This is a genomic window from Agrobacterium sp. 22-226-1 (assembly GCF_053522345.1).
In genome coordinates this window covers 439,139-454,897 of record NZ_JBNWCP010000001.1, presented here as the reverse complement: position 1 = coordinate 454,897, position 15,759 = coordinate 439,139, and the positions used below count along the sequence as shown (strand labels likewise).

Sequence of the window (15,759 nt, the reverse complement as noted above, 5' to 3'; positions counted from 1 at the left end):
AGAAAGGGGCCAGATATGTTTCGTTGCCCGCGCGAATCGCAAAAGCCTCGCCGCATTTCCGGACGGAAAACCGGGGTCCACTTTTCCTGGAAATGCTCTAAGCCGTTTGGCGGCACCACCGTCATCCTTGCTACCCTGCCCGTCTCTTCCACGTTTCCCGGCCGGATCACGCCATGCGATCCGCCCCATATTGACCCGACGTTAGGTGTTCAAACTTGTGCGAGGATGAAGGCGGGCTCGATCAGGAAGCCTGCGCCCATTCATCCCCGCGCGCCCACGCCGGCCAGACCCGTTACTTGAAGAGCTGGAGGATATTTTCCGCATTGGCGTTGGCGATGGAGAGCGCCTGGATGCCGAGCTGCTGCTGCGTTTGCAGCGCTTTCAGCCTGGTCGATTCCTCGTTCATGTCGGCATCGACGAGACGGCCGATACCCTTGTCGATCACATCCATCAGGCTGGAAACGAAGTTATCCTGCATGCTGATGCGGCTCTGCAGCGAACCCAGGCTGGAAGCCGTGCTGGTCATCGCCTCAAGCTGCCCGTCGACGAAGGACATCATCATGTCGATAGCGTCTGCGTCGGTATAGGTCGTGCCGCCGCCGGCAAAACCGCCCATGGCTGCGGCAACGATATCGAGATTGCCGAGATCGAGAGTGGAGACGGAAAAACCGAGGGAACGATCGGCGGACGCCGCTCCGCTGCTGGTATCGTAAAACCAGTCGTTGCTGCTGGTGTCGCGATAGGCGGGAGAAACGGTGGTGCCGCCGCTCGACGGATCCGTCCCCGTCACCTTGACCCACACATTTTCGGCAAGGCGGAGATAATTGGTGGTGCCGTCGCTATAGACATTCGGATCCGTATTCGTATCCGTCGTCGCAGCATTCAGCGCGCCGATTTCTGCATCGGTGAGCTTCGGTACGACATAACCCGCCTCCGTCGCCGTGCCGGCGGTCGTCGACGTCTGGGTGACTTCATATTCCGTCTTGCTGACGAAAACGGCGTTTTTGTCGAGAATACCGAGCTTTCCGCCACTGAGGTCGAAAAGCACGGTACTGCCGTCGAGCGTGTAGTCAACGGTCGTGACCCCGACATTGCCCGAGCCTGTGCGGGTGAAGGATGCAACGACCTTTTTGGTGATCGATTCTTCAACCGGCGGCGTGCCACCGTTGCTGATACTGGCCTGCAGCCAGTTTTCACCCGAGAAGGAGGCCGATTCGGAGATGCTCTTCAGCTGTTCCTGAAGCTGCTTGATTTCATCCTGAATCTTGCTGCGGTCTGCGCCCACGCCATAGGCGGCGACGAGCTTGGCCTTGATCTGCTTGACGACCTCGATCGTGCTTTCAAGCGCGTCATAGGCGGTGTCGACCTTGGCGGCGCCCAGACCCAAAGCATCCTGCACGGCCGAAAGCGCATTATTGTCGGAGCGCATCGTCGTCGCAATGGACCAGTAGGCCGCGTTGTCCGCCGCAGTCTCGACACGATAGCCGGAGGAGACGCGCGCCTGCGTCGTTTCCAGATTCTTGTCGATCATCCGCAGGGTTTGCAGCGCGGCCATTGCCGCCGCATTGGTCAAAATGCTGGTCATGGGGTCCACCCAACTCAAAATTTAAGAAAAAATCCGGCGCTGTGCCGACAACGAGCAGGGGCATCATGCGCATCGGCAATGGTCTGAACCGACCACCGCGACCTGCCGTTCGTTAACAAATCGTTAATACGATAGGTAACAAACAACGAGACTGATTTGCAAGGCGTTCCTCGCTTTCGCAGCCGGGTTTCGCATAAACCGGCAGGCTTCAGGCAAGCTCGGGTTAAAACGCACCGGAACGAGGCCGTTGCGCCCGCGATTTCGGCGCGCGCAACGGACATGACGGAAATAGGGAGCGGGTGATCCGGTTAAGCCGCTTCGCCCTGACGGGTGGGCACGAATCGGGCAGCCGTCAGGCTTTGACGAAGAAACTCGGTGTTCTCGTCCGGATTTTCGGAAGGGTTCTGAAACGAGACGTGATTGATCTCAATCGCCGCATGCTCGTTGGCGAGCGTCAACCGCGCATAGACCGTGGCGCCCTTCGGCTTCAGTTCAAGATCGAGGACGATCTCAGGCGCGCCTTCCCATTCGAGCTTATACTCGCCGCCGGCGCCGAAATTGATCGTCCCGGGATGATAATAAAGCTCCGCAGCCGATGAAACGAGGTCGGCGATACTGCCGTAGCACTCGAATCGGAGCAGCGAAATCAGGTCGGCCGGGTCTAACAATCGAAGTTCGGTGGCGATCGGGTTGATCGCCTCTGCGACGATCATTTCCCGCTGTTCGGAATAGGCGGATTTTTTCATTGGTTTTATTGAACCCGTATTTTCGATGACTTCATGGCGTAAACCCGGTGAACGAGCTCAGCCACAGCCTTGTAAAAGACTGGTGGAATCACACTATCTACCGAGACTTGCGCAAACATGGAGCGTGCAAGCGGCGGGTCTTCAAAAACGGGGATATTGTTTTCTTCCGCAATCTCGCGGATTTTCAATGCGATAAGGTCCTGACCCTTGGCGACGACAACAGGTGCGTCGCCTTCTTCGCGAACATAACGCAGCGCCACCGCAAAGTGTGTCGGGTTGGCGATGACAAGTGTGGCGCGCGGCACGTTGTTGATCATACGGCGGCGGGCGCGGTCGCGGGCGATGGAGCGCTGGCGGGATTTGACCACGGGGTCGCCCTGCGACTGCTTGTATTCTTCCTTCACCTCATGCTTCGTCATTTTCAGCTGGCTGAACCAGTGATGGCGCGTCCACAAAACGTCGACGGCGGCAAGCAGCGCGGTCGAAAGCAGAATCACGACCATCATCTTTTTGACGATCTCGACGACGCGGACGAAAATCACCTGCGGATCGGAGAACATCAGATCGATGAGGCTGTAAAAGTCGCCACGCAGGGCAAGGAACATGATGACCGAGACGATCATGATCTTGAATACGGATTTGCCGAATTCAACGAAACCCTGCTTGCTGTAGATGCGCGTGAAGCCCTTCGCCGGCGAGACGCGCGACCATTGCGGACGCACCCGCTCAAGCACCGGCGACGGCAGGTTCTGGAAAAACGACGAGGCAAGCCCGAAGACGATGAACATGATCATCGCCGGCATGAGTAGATAGGCCATCGAGGTGCCGAGAAAATACAATAGCGACAGGGCATCCGGCCGGGTACTGAGGTCCCACTGTTCCGGCTGGCCGAACAGGTCCTTCAATGTGACGCCAAGACGACCGGCGCCATCGGGCAGGAAGAAGACCAGGTAACAATAAAAGGCAAGCGACGAGGCAAAGATCGGCACTTCGCGGGAAAAGGGAAGATTGCCCTTTTCCGCCGCATCGCGGAGTTTTTTCTCCGTCGGGGCTTCTGTTTTACTGTCCTTGTCCTGATCGTCTGCCAAGGCACGTCCCCGGGATCAAAAAAAGGCCCGCCGATCCCGGCAGGCCGTCATTCCCGAAACTAGCGTCCGTGACCGGCCATCGCAATGGCCGCTTCCGCCGTAAGGGCGGGTTATCAACCGGCTTCCGCTTAAGCCGCGGCCGGTTGTTCCTCCGCGGAGGCTTCCTTCAGCTGGATCTGGCCGGAATTGGCGAGCCGGATCGCTTCCTGCGCGACGGCGCGGCGTGCAATCGCCACTTCGCGGGTGTTGATCGAGGCCTGCGGCACCGCAAGGTCCGATTCGATCATGCGGCGCTGGCGCGGGCTGATGCTGGAGAGCACGCATTCCTTGATTTCCATCGTGGCGCCGCGCAGCGCCATCGTCAGAACATCCGCCGAAACATCGTTGAGCAGCAGGACGCGGCTGCGCTGCGGCATGAACATGAGGTCGTCGAAGAGGAAGATCTTCGGCTTGACCTTGTTTGCGGCTTCCTTGCTGAGCGTCTCGAGCGAGCTGAGCAGCGTATCGACCTGCGGCTTGTCCAGTTCGTTCATCAGATCGGCAACCTTCGTGGAACCGCCGGCATTGCGCTCGGCTTCGATTTCGTTGATGAGGTTGACCACACGCTTCTCGATGATCTGGGCAGCCGTGGGGCTGACTTCCTTCATGTTGACGGTGCGGTTCATGATATCGGCGCGCTGCTCTTCCGGAATGGTCAGGAGAACCTTCGCACCGAAGGACGAGGGCAGCATGGAAAGAATATAAGCGATGGTCTGCGGATGTTCGCGCAGCAGGAACTTGCCGACGAATTCCGGCTCGGCTTCCTGCAGGCGGTCCCAGATGGATGCTTCATAGGCCTGGAAGGCCGCGCGGCGCCCGAGAAGGCTGTCCACCTCTTCAGGGGTCAGGCCCTCTTCGAGAATGCTTTCGATTGCCTTGGCATTGTCCATCAGACCCGTTCCTTCGGTGAACAGGTCTTCGAACTCGGCTACGATCTGGGCAAGCTCATCGGGAGGAATGACGCGCAGGGTCTGGGCCGAGGAAATGATCATCTGCAATTCGTGCTGCGTGAAAAATTTGAGCAGCTTGCCGGCGACGCCCTTGCCCATGGCAAGAAGCACCGCGGCCGCCTTGTCGGCCTGAGACAACGGTTTCCCTGCCAGGGGGTTACCGAAATCCTCGAAGTCCATCATGGTCTTTCCTCTCCGTCCCCACAGGGATCAGGCTTTTCGCGTACTCAGTACTTCAATCAATTTTACGCCGAAGCGCGTATCGTCGTCTTCCAGAACCGTTATTTCACCGCGCGCAATACGGCGGCCATTCACCATGATTTCGACCGGCTCGCCGATCTTGCGGTCGAGTGCGATCGTCGCTCCTTCTTCAAGGCTCATCAGCCCCGAAACGAGCATTCTGCTGGTGCCGAGAACGATCTGGACATCGATCGGGATGTCCATGATCATTTCCATGTTTTCGGACAATCCGCTGCCAAGCGGCGCCTTCACCCCCGCAACCTGCGGGGCGGCGGCAAAATCATCCATCCCGAAATCGGCCGTTCCGCCGCCGAAAGCGGAAAGGTCGGTATCCGTCGAAACCTCGTCCGTGCTTCCGAAATCGCCGAAGTCGCCGAAATCGGAGAGCGAACCTTCCGCATCCGTCTTGAGGACGCCACGCAGATCGCCGATAGCCTGGTCGAGGTCGCCGCCGTCTTCAAACGACGGCAGCGCCGCATCATCGGTCACAGGTGTTTTCTTCGTAGCCATGCGCTGATTATTCCCTTTGAAACTTGCGTCAGCCTGCCCAAATCCCCGAAGGCCGGGCAGGATTTTAACCCATCAAATGTCGTAAGATCTCGTCGTCCGTGCTGACATTGTTCTTCACCCGAACCATGTAGCGGTCGCCGGACTTGCCGAATTCGCAATTATAAAGCTTGGAACCGTTGGCGCTGACCTCGACGCCGATGTCGTCCTGCTTCAGAGCCTGGAACGGAATGACGTCGCCGGCCACCAGCTTGGAAATTGTCCTGAGCGTCAGCGTTTCGAGCTTGATGCGCGCCTCGAGCGTGACCTGTGATCGCTTCACCTGCTCCGAAATCATCTCCATCCATTCCTCCTGCTTCTTCAGCGCCTGGGCTGAAGCCTTGGGGGCAACAATGGAAGTCTTGAGCAGGGGTCGCTGCGGCACGATCAGCGAGAATTCCGACGATACCTTGCCGATATCGATCTTCAGGCGGATGGTCACACCGTAAAGGCCGGCGATCATCTCGTCGAAGGCGCTTTTACCGTTGGAATTGAAGGGCGGATCGATGGCCGCCTCAAAACCGCCCGGCGCGTTGACACCGGAGCGCAGGACACCCGCGATGCGGCCAAGAACCATGGCCGCGAGGTCGAGCTCGATATGGGACAGGCTTCGCTCGTCCGGTTCGCCGATCATGTCCGGCGACGCGCCCAGCATGCGCTCCATGAGCGCGATGACGAAGCCGTTACCGACCGTCATCATGAAATTGGGGCACCAGTTGCGCAGGGAACAATCGGCAACCGCGACATTGCGCCCGACATTGGCGATCAGGTCGGTCATCAGTCCCGATTCGGAACCGACATATTCGACGTCGATCGCGATGCCGGTCTCGCTGTGGAAGATATCAGGCAGGAATTCGCTGTAGAGATGGCCGATATCGGAACCGATCTTGGCGATCGTCTTGCGGTCGGACAACCCTCCCGTCAATTTTGCGAGCAGGGCGGTGTCGATGGCGGGTGCTTGTTGCGCTGCAGCTTTTGCCATCGTCATGCCGCCTTGTTTTCGCCGCCGGGGTTCATCATCTCCTGTTCGACGGCGTCAATCGACGGCCGCTCGTAGTTGGAGATGGTCTTGCGGCCGTATTCGAGTGCGACCTGCGGCACCGAGCCGTTCATGTAGGCGATCAGCGTCTGCTTGACGATGATGTAGAGGCGGTGCTGCTTGGTGCGGACGATCTTGACCTGCGACGCCAGCGGGTTGCAGATCGAATAGGACAGGATGATGCCGAGCATGGTGCCGACGAGTGCGGCGCCGATCAGGCCACCCAGCACTTCCGGCGATTCGTTGATCTTGCCCATGGCCTTGATGACGCCGAGAACCGCCGCGACGATACCGATGGCGGGGAAGGAATCGCCCATGGTGGTGATCGCGTGATAGGGTTTCAGCTTGTCGTTCAGGATGGTCTCGATTTCCTCATCCATCAGCGCCTCGATTTCGTGGCTGCGGGCGTTGCCGATGATGATGAGGCGGACATAGTCACAGATGAACGAGGTCAGTTCCTTGTTTTTCAGAACCGAGGGCGCGCTCTGGAAGATCGAGGATTCTTCCGGATTGTCGATATGGGCCTCGATCTCGTTGCGCGATTTCGTGCGCAGATCGCGCATCAGCGAATAAAGCACGCCGAGCACGTCGAGATAGTTTCGCTCCTTCGGGACCGAATGCTTGAAGGCCTCGCCGAGCGCCTTGCCCGAGTCCTTCACGACCTTCATGGGGTTCGCCATGATGAAGCCGCCGAGACCGGCGCCGCCGATGATCATCAATTCGAACGGCTGAATCAGCACGTCCAGATGACCGCCCATCGCCATATAACCGCCGATGATGCAGCCGAAGGTGATTATAAGTCCAATTACAATATTCATTGATCGACCACGCCCGAACAGTGTTCCATGCCGCCATGTCTAAAAAATGTGGCTTGCGTGAACCTGTCCGCAAAGCCTCTCCCGCGCTGCCGCCTCCAGCCAGTTTCGCACAAGCAAGCCACGGCACTATGCCGGCAAAGGCGGACGTGCGCCTTGAGATCGGGATCAAACGAGAGCGGCGGTTCAGTGACTTCCACCTACACCAGCTACAGACTGATCAGTCAGGATATCGGGAAATCGCTTGAGCGGGTGTCGGAGCAGCCCGACGTGGCGCGCGAGACCGAATATTACCGCGCGAAGATCGGCGATGTGAAATCCATCGACGACTTCATGGCCGATACGCGCCTTTACAATTACGCGCTGAAAGCCCACGGGCTCGAGGACATGGCCTATGCGAAGGCCTTCATCCGCAAGGTGCTGACGGAAGGCACCTCGGACAAGGACGCCTTCGCCAACAAGCTCTCCGACAGCCGTTATGCGGATTTTGCGAAGTCGCTGGATTTTGCCGGCCTGGGGGCCGCGGCAACCTCCACTGACGCCGCCAAATCGGGCGTCATCGGCAAATACACGCGCCAGACGCTGGAACAGGAAGCGGGCGACGACAATAACGGCGTCCGGCTTGCCCTTTATTTCGAACGCAAGGCGTCAACCATCACATCCGGCCTCGACTTTCTGGCGGACGATGCGCTCGCGCAGGTGTTTCGCACGGCCTACAACCTTCCCGACGAGTTTGCCGCCGCCGATGTCGACAAACAGGCGGCGCTCATCGAAAAAACCATCGATATCAAGGATCTGCAGGATCCCGAAAAGGTCGGCAAGCTGCTCGAGCGTTTCACCATCATGTGGGAAATGCAAAACCCCTCGACGACCTATGACCCTCTGGCCGTTTTCGGCTCTTCCAGCGGCTACGGCATTTCCCCCGACCTGCTGATCTCCATCAACTCCCTGAAACTCGGAGGCAAATGATATGCAATCCGGACTATACGTCGCCCTGTCCTCGCAGATCGCGCTGGAGCGCCGTCTCACCACCATTTCCGACAATATGGCGAATGTGAACACGGTCGGCTTCCGCGGCTCCGAAGTGAAATTCGACGAAATGGTCGCCAAGAACCACAATGACATGAATGCCCGGGTGGCCTTCGTTTCGCAGGGCAACGACTACCTTTCCACCCGTCAGGGCGCTTTCGAGCAGACCGGCAATTCCTTCGATTTCGCCATCAAGGGCGACGCCTGGTTTTCGCTGGACACGCCCGACGGCCAGATTCTCACCCGCGACGGCCGTTTCACCATGCGTCCGGACGGCGCGCTCATCTCCTCGAACGGTTATCCCGTTCTCGATGCCGGCGGCGGTCCGATCCAGCTCAATCCGAATGGCGGCCCGATCACCGTCGGTCTCGACGGCGCCATCCGGCAGAACGAAAACATCGTCGCTACCCTCGGCATCTTCCAGGCGGATTTCTCGCAAGGGTTCCTGCGTCATCCCAATAGCGGCGTGAAGCCGGTGGCCCAGCCGGTTCCGGTGGTCAACAATCATGAAGTCGGCGTCGTTCAGGGTTATCTCGAACAGTCCAACGTCAACGGCATTTCCCAGATGACGCAGCTCATCCAGGTCAACCGCGCCTTTGAAAGCATCTCCTCGCTGATGCGCGATACCGAATCGACCTTCGGCGAAGGCATCAAGACGCTTGGCGGCGCGCGTTGAGGAACTGAGTAATGACAATTCCGGAATCCATGCTCTCGGCTGACGCCATTTCACCGAAGCTCGCACAGCTGGCCAGCCTCGCCGGGCATTATGCCGATCCGGAGTTTTCAGTGGCGCATGGCGGGCATGTCCGCACCATCGCCGCCGGGCACTATACGGTTTCCGGCCTGTCACGGCATGTGCGGCTCGGAGAATTCGTCGCCCATCGCAGCGCGACCGGCATTCATCTCGGCGAAGTGGTGCGCGTGGAACCGGACATCTGCTATGTCTGCCCCATCGAGCCCGGCGAGCCGATCGGCATTCACGACACCGTCATCCGCAAGGGCGCCTTCCGCGTCTCGCCCGACGACAGCTGGTGCGGGCGCACCATCAATGCGCTCGGCGAACCTATCGACGGCCAGGGTCCGCTGGCCTCCGGCATCGAGCGCCGTTCGATTTCCAACAATGCGCCACCCTCGATGACGCGCAAAAGGGTGGAGACGCCTTTCAAGACCGGTGTGCGGGCAATCGATATCTTCTCGCCGCTTTGCCTCGGCCAGCGCCTCGGCATTTTCGCCGGTTCCGGTGTGGGCAAATCCACGCTGCTGTCGATGCTCGCCAAGGCAGACGCCTTCGACAAGGTGGTAATTGCGCTTGTCGGCGAACGCGGCCGTGAAGTGCGCGAATTCATCGAAGACACGATGGGCGAGAATATGAGCAAGTCCATCGCCGTCGTTGCGACAAGCGATGAGAGCCCGATGCTGCGCAAGATGGCGCCGCTTTCCGCCGTCACCATCGCCGAACATTTTCGCGATCAGGGCGACAATGTCCTTCTCATCATCGACAGCGTGACGCGCTTTGCCCATGCGATCCGCGAAGTGGCGGTCGCTTCGGGCGAGCCGCCGGTGGCGCGCGGCTATCCGGCCTCGGTCTTCACCGAACTGCCGCGCCTTCTGGAGCGGGCGGGACCGGGCGCGGAAGGCACCGGCACCATCACCGCCATCGTCTCCATTCTGGTGGATGGCGACAATCACAACGATCCGATTGCGGATTCGACGCGCGGTATTCTCGATGGCCATATCGTGCTCGACCGCAGCCTTGCCGAAGAAGGCCGTTACCCGCCGATCAACCCGCTCGCCTCGATCTCGCGTCTCGCCAAGAAGGCCTGGACACCGGATCAGGAAAAGCTGGTGTCGCGCCTCAAGGCGCTGGTGCATCGCTTCGAGGAAACGCGCGATCTTCGCCTCATCGGCGGCTATCGGCCTGGAACCGACCCCGATCTCGACATGGCGGTGAAGCAGGTTCCAATCATCTACGAGACATTGAAGCAGCTGCCGGACGAACCGGCGGCACAGGATGCCTATGCTGATCTTGCGACCGCCTTACGGAACGGAGCGCAGAACAGTCAGCCGCAGGTAACCCCGAGAGCGAGAGGCTGACCCGTGAAGAAAAAGCGGAACAACGATAGCCACGATGAAGACGTGCTGCCCAGGCCGATTTTCTTCACGCCCGACCGTATTCTGGCATGGACAGGCATCACGCTTGCCGCTGCAGCAGCATTTTTTCCGTGGTACGTGTTCTTCAACGAGGAAAAATTCGGCATGAAGGTGGCGGGCGGCGACCGCACCCGCGATCTGCCCCATACCGGCCCGCGGGAAGTCTTCAGCGTCTCGCCGATGGCCATGACCAACCGCAACAAGGAAGACACCCCGCCGCCGGCGGATCTGCCCGACATGCTGACGACGGCGACCGTGAACGCTGGCGGCAAGGAAAAACAGAACAATCTGGCAGCCGGGATCGAGGATCAGCCCTTCCCCGGCCAGACCTCCTTCCGTCTGCTGCATGTTTCCAACGGCCGCGCCCTGATCGAGGACGGTTCGGGCATGTATATGGTGAGGGTCGGTTCGACCCTGCCGGACAATGCGTTGCTGACGAAGATCGAACAGCGCAACGGCGAGTGGCTGATAGAGACGTCTTCCGGGAAAACCTATCGCCCTGAAAAATAGAAGATTTTTCTCTGGTTCAAAAGGCGCGCCGCATCTGCCGGCGCGCCTTTTTTGTTTTGGGCAGGCCGCATCCATATCCGCGTCTTGCGCCGTTCCGCGCCTTCTCCCCTCTCCGCAAGTCTGACGCAAGATTAGCCCCGTAGGTTCGGGCCATACGAGATGGAGAAGTCTATGCAACCGATTCAACTGTTCGATCTGGCATCCCGCCAAGCGGAATGGCTGAGCGTGCGGCAGGAAGTCGTGGCGACCAACATCGCCAACGCCAACACACCCAAGTTCCGCGCCAAGGATGTCAGCCCTTTCGAAGCGGTCATGCAGGCCACCAGCCAGCAGGTCGGCATGGCGAGGACCAACCCTGCCCACTTCGGCGAAAGCACCCTCAGCGACAATATCGCGGTGCGCGACAACCCGGTCAATAACGAGATCGGCATGCAGGAATCGGGCAATTCGGTCGCGCTTGCGGAAGAAATGACCAAGACCGGCGAGATCAAGCGGCAGTACGAGCTGAACGCCAATCTCGTCAAATCCTTCCATCGCATGATGCTGATGACGGTTAAGAGGTAAGCCATGGATCCCTTGAGTGCGGCGAGCAAGATTGCCGGCAGCGGCCTGGAGGTGCAGTCCACGCGACTGCGCATCGTCTCCGAAAACATCGCCAACGCCAGATCGACCGGCGACACCCCCGGCGCCGACCCCTATCGCCGCAAGACCATCACTTTCGGTTCCGAGCTCGACCGTGTCAGCGGCGTGGAGCGCGTAACGGTGAAGAAGCTCGGCGTCGACCGTGGCGATTTCATTAATGAATACGATCCCGGCAACCCGGCCGCCGACAGCAACGGCATGGTGAAGATGCCAAACGTCAATATCCTGATCGAAATGGCGGACATGCGCGAAGCAAACCGCAGCTACGACGCCAATCTTCAGGTCATCCGCCAGACACGCGACCTCGTCGCCTCCACAATCGACCTTCTGAAGGCATCGCAATGATCGACGGTATCAAGCAAGTCAGTTCCCTTTCGCTCACACGCGGCGCAAGCGGCATTTCCTCACTGACGGAAAGCGTTTTCGGCAGCGAGCAGACGACGCCTGCCCAGCAGACGGGCGCAAGCTTCGCCAGCGTTCTCGGCAATATGTCGGTGGATGCGATGAACAATCTGAAGAAGGCGGAAGTCGCTTCCTTCGAAGGCATTCAGGGCAAGGCGAATACGCGTGAAGTGGTCGACGCCATGCTTTCGGCCGAACAGTCGCTGCAGACCGCCATCGCGCTCCGAGACAAGATCGTGTCGGCCTATCTCGACATTACCAAGATGCAGATCTAGCCCAGCAGGAATATTGACATGAGAGCTCTTGCCATCGCTGCCACCGGTATGGACGCCCAGCAGACCAATCTGGAAGTCATCGCCAACAACATCGCCAATATCAACACCACCGGTTACAAGCGCGCGCGTGCGGAGTTCACCGATCTTCTTTACCAGACCGAGCGCATGCAGGGCGTGCCGAACCGCGCCAACCAGGCGATCGTGCCCGAGGGCGCCAATATCGGCCTCGGCGTGCAGACCTCGGCCGTGCGCAACATCCACACCCAGGGCAACCTGATCGAGACCGGCAACAAGCTGGACGTCGCGATCATCGGCCAGGGCTGGTTCCAGATCGAGGCGGCTGACGGTTCGACACTCTACAGCCGCGCCGGCGCCTTCAACAAGAATGCCGACGGCAATCTGGTGACGATCGATGGCTATAACGTCATTCCGAACATCAATATCCCGACCGATGCGCAGGACATCACCGTTACCCGCACGGGACAGGTGACCGCCCGTATCGGCAATGCCACGGAATTCACCGAACTCGGCCAGCTCACCATCGCCAACTTCGCCAATGAAGCCGGCCTGAAGCCGCTCGGCGACAACCTCTTCGCCCAGACGCCGGCCTCCGGCGACGCGGTGATCGGCGTGCCTGACGATCCGAGCTACGGCTACATCAAGCAGTCCTATCTCGAAGGCTCGAACGTCGACGCCGTCAAGGAAATCACCGACCTTATCACGGCGCAGCGCGCCTACGAGATGAATTCCAAGGTCATCACCACCGCTGACGAAATGGCTTCGATTGTCAGCAAGAACCTGAAGTAAGAACGGAAAGGCAGGCGAACATGAGGTTTGGCCGGAAACATAGCAGCAGCAGAACGGCGCTCGTCCGTATATGCCTTGCGTCTGCCTTTTCACTGGGCGTCCTGACGCCCGCTCTTGCCCAGGCGCCGATGGCGCTGGTTCCCACCCGCACGATCTATCCGGGCGAGACGATCACGCCCGAACAGGTGAAGCCGGTGGAAGTGACCAATCCCAATATTTCCTCGGGTTATGCGAGCGATATCAGCGAAGTGGAAGGCATGATCTCCAAGCAGACCCTGCTTCCCGGACGCACGATCCCCGTTGCCGCCCTGCGCGAACCCTCGCTGGTGGTGCGCGGCACCAGCGTCAAACTCGTCTTCACCATCGGCAACATGACGCTGATGGCTTCGGGAACGCCGATGACCGACGGCTCGCTCGGCGAAATCGTGCGGGTGCGCAACATCGATTCCGGCGTCATCGTCAACGGCACGGTCATGAAGGACGGAACCATTCAGGTGATGGCGAAATGAGAGTGCTTCGTATTCTGGCCGCGGCCATTCTGTTTTCGGCCCAGCCCTTCCTTTCCGTTCCGGCAGCGCACGCGGACACATCCCGCATCAAGGATATCGCATCGCTGCAGGCGGGACGTGACAACCAGCTGATCGGTTACGGTCTCGTGGTCGGCCTGCAGGGCACGGGCGACAGCCTGCGCTCCTCGCCGTTTACCGAACAATCCATGCGCGCGATGCTGCAGAATCTCGGCATCACCACGCAGGGCGGCCAGTCGAACGCCAAGAACATCGCCGCCGTGATGGTGACGACCAATCTGCCGCCCTTCGCCAGCCCCGGCAGCCGTGTCGACGTGACGGTCAGCTCGCTGGGCGACGCCTCGTCGCTGCGCGGCGGCACGCTCATCATGACCTCGCTTTCCGGCGCTGACGGGCAGATTTACGCGGTCGCCCAGGGCGCGCTGATCGTCAACGGCTTTTCAGCGCAGGGCGATGCCGCGACGCTGACGCAGGGCGTCACCACCTCCGCCCGCGTGCCGAACGGCGCGATCATCGAGCGGGAGTTGCCGTCGAAATTCAAGGATTCGGTCAATCTGGTCCTTCAGCTGCGCAATCCCGATTTTTCGACGGCGGTGCGCGTCGCCGATGTCGTCAACGCCTTTGCGCGCGCCCGTTATGGCGATCCCATCGCCGAGCCGCGCGATTCGCAGGAAATCGCGGTGCAGAAGCCCCGCGTCGCGGATCTCACCCGGCTGATGGCGGAAATCGAAAACCTGACCGTGGAAACGGATACGCCGGCCAAGGTCGTCATCAACGAGCGCACCGGCACGATCGTCATCGGCGCGGATGTGCGCATTTCCCGCGTCGCCGTCAGCTACGGAACGCTGACCGTGCAGGTGACGGAAACGCCGCAGGTCATCCAGCCGGCGCCCTTCTCGCGCGGCCAGACGGCCGTGCAGCCGCAGACGGATATCATGGCATTGCAGGAAGGCAGCAAGGTTGCCATCGTCGAAGGGCCTGACCTTCGCACGCTGGTTGCCGGTCTCAACAGCATCGGGCTCAAGGCGGACGGTATCATCGCCATTCTGCAAGGCATCAAATCCGCCGGCGCCCTTCAGGCGGAGCTTGTGCTGCAATGATGGAAACTCGGAAGAACAACGCTTTCCCGAATGGCCTTGTCCGCTTCGCGGCCGTCGCCTCGCTGCTTTTCCTGCTTCCCGCTGCTGGCGCGGAAAGCCAGCAGAACGTGGTTTCGGAACTCAGCACGCAGGATGAAATCCAGAAATTCTGCACCAACATCGCCGATGCGGCCCGCGACCAGCGCTATCTGCTGCAAAAGCAGGAGCTGGAAAAGCTGCAGTCCGACGTCAACGAGCGCATTGCCGTGCTGGAAGACCGCAAGGCGGAATATGAGGACTGGCTGGCCCGCCGCGAACACTTCCTCAATCAGGCGAAAAGCAATCTCGTCGATATCTACAAGACGATGAAGGCCGATGCCGCCGCACCCCAGCTCGAAAAGATGCATGTGGAAATAGCGGCCGCCATCATCATGCAGCTGCCGCCGCGCCAGTCGGGCCTCATCCTCAGCGAGATGGATGCGCAGAAGGCCGCTGTCGTCGCCGGCATCATGTCGCAGGCAACCGATAAAAACACTTCGAAGGATCCTTCATGAGCACGCGTCGTCTTCCGGCCCTCCTCCTGCCGCTCGCTTTGCTTGCCGGCTGCCAGAACAACCAGACCCTGAAGGAAATCGGCAATGCACCCGCGATGAGCCCGATCGGCAGCGGCCTGCAATTCAGCCAGACGCCGCAAATGGGCATGTATCCGAAGCAGCCGAAGCACATGGCGAGCGGCTATTCGCTGTGGAGCGACAGCCAGGGCGCCCTGTTCAAGGATCTGCGCGCCCTCAACATCGGCGACATCCTGACCGTCAATATCCAGATCAACGACAAGGCCGATTTCGACAACGAGACCGAGCGCAACCGCACCAATTCCAGCGGTTTGAACTGGAAGGCGGATGCGCAGGTGTTCGGCTGGAACCCGAAGGCCGATTCCAGCATCAATTACGGTTCCGACACCGACACCCAGGCAAAGGGCAAGACCAAGCGGTCTGAAAAGCTGACGCTCCTCGTGGCCGCCGTGGTGACCGGCATTCTCGAAAACGGCAACCTCATCATCAGCGGTTCGCAGGAAGTGCGCGTCAACCACGAAATCCGCATCCTCAATGTCGGCGGTATCGTCAGGCCGCAGGATGTGGATGCACAGAACATGATCTCCTACGAGCGCATCGCCGAAGCACGCATCTCCTATGGCGGTCGCGGACGTCTGACGGAAGTGCAGCAGCCCCCGGTCGGGCAACAGGTCGTCGACCTGTTCTCGCCGCTCTGACCTCGGCACACGGGAACGG

Annotated in this window: 19 protein-coding genes; 12 read left to right on the top strand and 7 right to left on the bottom strand. The window is 59.8% G+C overall.

The window, feature by feature from the left end; translation table 11 throughout:
* Positions 1–292: 292 nt before the first annotated feature.
* The 7 genes from ACQZ5K_RS02265 to motA form a co-directional block, all read right to left on the bottom strand.
* A complete protein-coding gene (locus tag ACQZ5K_RS02265) occupies positions 293–1,585 on the bottom strand; it encodes a flagellin N-terminal helical domain-containing protein (RefSeq protein ID WP_448739521.1) in 1,293 nt (430 codons plus the stop codon).
* Positions 1,586–1,893: 308 nt separating this feature from the next.
* On the bottom strand, positions 1,894–2,331 hold the full coding sequence (locus tag ACQZ5K_RS02260; RefSeq protein ID WP_004432518.1) for a hypothetical protein: 438 nt from the start codon (positions 2,329–2,331) through the stop codon (positions 1,894–1,896).
* 5 nt (positions 2,332–2,336) lie between these two features.
* Positions 2,337–3,419, bottom strand: a complete 1,083-nt coding sequence (gene flhB / locus ACQZ5K_RS02255; protein ID WP_004432517.1) for a flagellar biosynthesis protein FlhB — start codon at positions 3,417–3,419, stop codon at positions 2,337–2,339.
* Between the two features lie 128 nt (positions 3,420–3,547).
* Positions 3,548–4,591: a flagellar motor switch protein FliG gene (gene fliG / locus ACQZ5K_RS02250; protein ID WP_020811423.1), complete on the bottom strand. Its 1,044-nt coding sequence runs from the start codon at positions 4,589–4,591 to the stop codon at positions 3,548–3,550.
* Between the two features lie 27 nt (positions 4,592–4,618).
* On the bottom strand, positions 4,619–5,158 hold the full coding sequence (fliN, locus tag ACQZ5K_RS02245) for a flagellar motor switch protein FliN (RefSeq protein WP_035263929.1): 540 nt from the start codon (positions 5,156–5,158) through the stop codon (positions 4,619–4,621).
* 64 nt (positions 5,159–5,222) lie between these two features.
* Entirely contained in the window at positions 5,223–6,182 is a 960-nt protein-coding gene (locus ACQZ5K_RS02240; protein ID WP_168207961.1) for a FliM/FliN family flagellar motor switch protein, read from the bottom strand.
* Complete coding sequence (gene motA / locus ACQZ5K_RS02235; protein WP_004432509.1) at positions 6,179–7,051, bottom strand: flagellar motor stator protein MotA; 873 nt, start codon at positions 7,049–7,051, stop codon at positions 6,179–6,181. Before motA ends, ACQZ5K_RS02240 begins: the two co-directional genes overlap by 4 nt.
* Before the next feature lie 186 nt (positions 7,052–7,237).
* On the opposite strand from motA, the gene ACQZ5K_RS02230 reads away from it, so the two are divergent.
* The 12 genes from ACQZ5K_RS02230 to flgH all read left to right on the top strand — a co-directional run bounded on the left by ACQZ5K_RS02230 (position 7,238) and on the right by flgH (position 15,740).
* Positions 7,238–8,017 (top strand): DUF1217 domain-containing protein, encoded by a 780-nt coding sequence (locus ACQZ5K_RS02230; RefSeq protein ID WP_004432508.1) that lies wholly within the window; start codon positions 7,238–7,240, stop codon positions 8,015–8,017.
* Position 8,018: 1 nt separating this feature from the next.
* On the top strand, positions 8,019–8,753 hold the full coding sequence (flgF, locus tag ACQZ5K_RS02225; protein WP_004432506.1) for a flagellar basal-body rod protein FlgF: 735 nt from the start codon (positions 8,019–8,021) through the stop codon (positions 8,751–8,753).
* An 11-nt stretch (positions 8,754–8,764) separates the two neighbouring features.
* Complete coding sequence (gene fliI / locus ACQZ5K_RS02220) at positions 8,765–10,171, top strand: flagellar protein export ATPase FliI (RefSeq protein ID WP_448739520.1); 1,407 nt, start codon at positions 8,765–8,767, stop codon at positions 10,169–10,171.
* Between the two features lie 42 nt (positions 10,172–10,213).
* Positions 10,214–10,738, top strand: a complete 525-nt coding sequence (locus ACQZ5K_RS02215) for a hypothetical protein (protein WP_425292520.1) — start codon at positions 10,214–10,216, stop codon at positions 10,736–10,738.
* Positions 10,739–10,909: 171 nt separating this feature from the next.
* Positions 10,910–11,302 carry a flagellar basal body rod protein FlgB gene (gene flgB, locus ACQZ5K_RS02210; protein ID WP_004432502.1) on the top strand — a complete coding sequence of 131 codons (393 nt, stop codon included), beginning with the start codon at positions 10,910–10,912 and terminating at the stop codon, positions 11,300–11,302.
* 3 nt (positions 11,303–11,305) lie between these two features.
* A complete protein-coding gene (gene flgC / locus ACQZ5K_RS02205; protein ID WP_020811275.1) occupies positions 11,306–11,725 on the top strand; it encodes a flagellar basal body rod protein FlgC in 420 nt (139 codons plus the stop codon).
* Positions 11,722–12,057, top strand: coding sequence for a flagellar hook-basal body complex protein FliE (locus tag ACQZ5K_RS02200; RefSeq protein ID WP_004432500.1), 336 nt, complete (start codon positions 11,722–11,724; stop codon positions 12,055–12,057). Before flgC ends, ACQZ5K_RS02200 begins: the two co-directional genes overlap by 4 nt.
* 18 nt (positions 12,058–12,075) lie before the next feature.
* Complete coding sequence (gene flgG, locus ACQZ5K_RS02195) at positions 12,076–12,864, top strand: flagellar basal-body rod protein FlgG (RefSeq protein ID WP_004432499.1); 789 nt, start codon at positions 12,076–12,078, stop codon at positions 12,862–12,864.
* 20 nt (positions 12,865–12,884) lie between these two features.
* Positions 12,885–13,373, top strand: coding sequence for a flagellar basal body P-ring formation chaperone FlgA (flgA, locus tag ACQZ5K_RS02190; RefSeq protein ID WP_004432498.1), 489 nt, complete (start codon positions 12,885–12,887; stop codon positions 13,371–13,373).
* Positions 13,370–14,491: a flagellar basal body P-ring protein FlgI gene (locus tag ACQZ5K_RS02185; RefSeq protein WP_078051260.1), complete on the top strand. Its 1,122-nt coding sequence runs from the start codon at positions 13,370–13,372 to the stop codon at positions 14,489–14,491. Before flgA ends, ACQZ5K_RS02185 begins: the two co-directional genes overlap by 4 nt.
* On the top strand, positions 14,488–15,024 hold the full coding sequence (locus ACQZ5K_RS02180) for a MotE family protein (RefSeq protein ID WP_004432496.1): 537 nt from the start codon (positions 14,488–14,490) through the stop codon (positions 15,022–15,024). Before ACQZ5K_RS02185 ends, ACQZ5K_RS02180 begins: the two co-directional genes overlap by 4 nt.
* Entirely contained in the window at positions 15,021–15,740 is a 720-nt protein-coding gene (gene flgH, locus ACQZ5K_RS02175) for a flagellar basal body L-ring protein FlgH (protein WP_020810646.1), read from the top strand. Before ACQZ5K_RS02180 ends, flgH begins: the two co-directional genes overlap by 4 nt.
* Positions 15,741–15,759 lie beyond the last annotated feature (19 nt).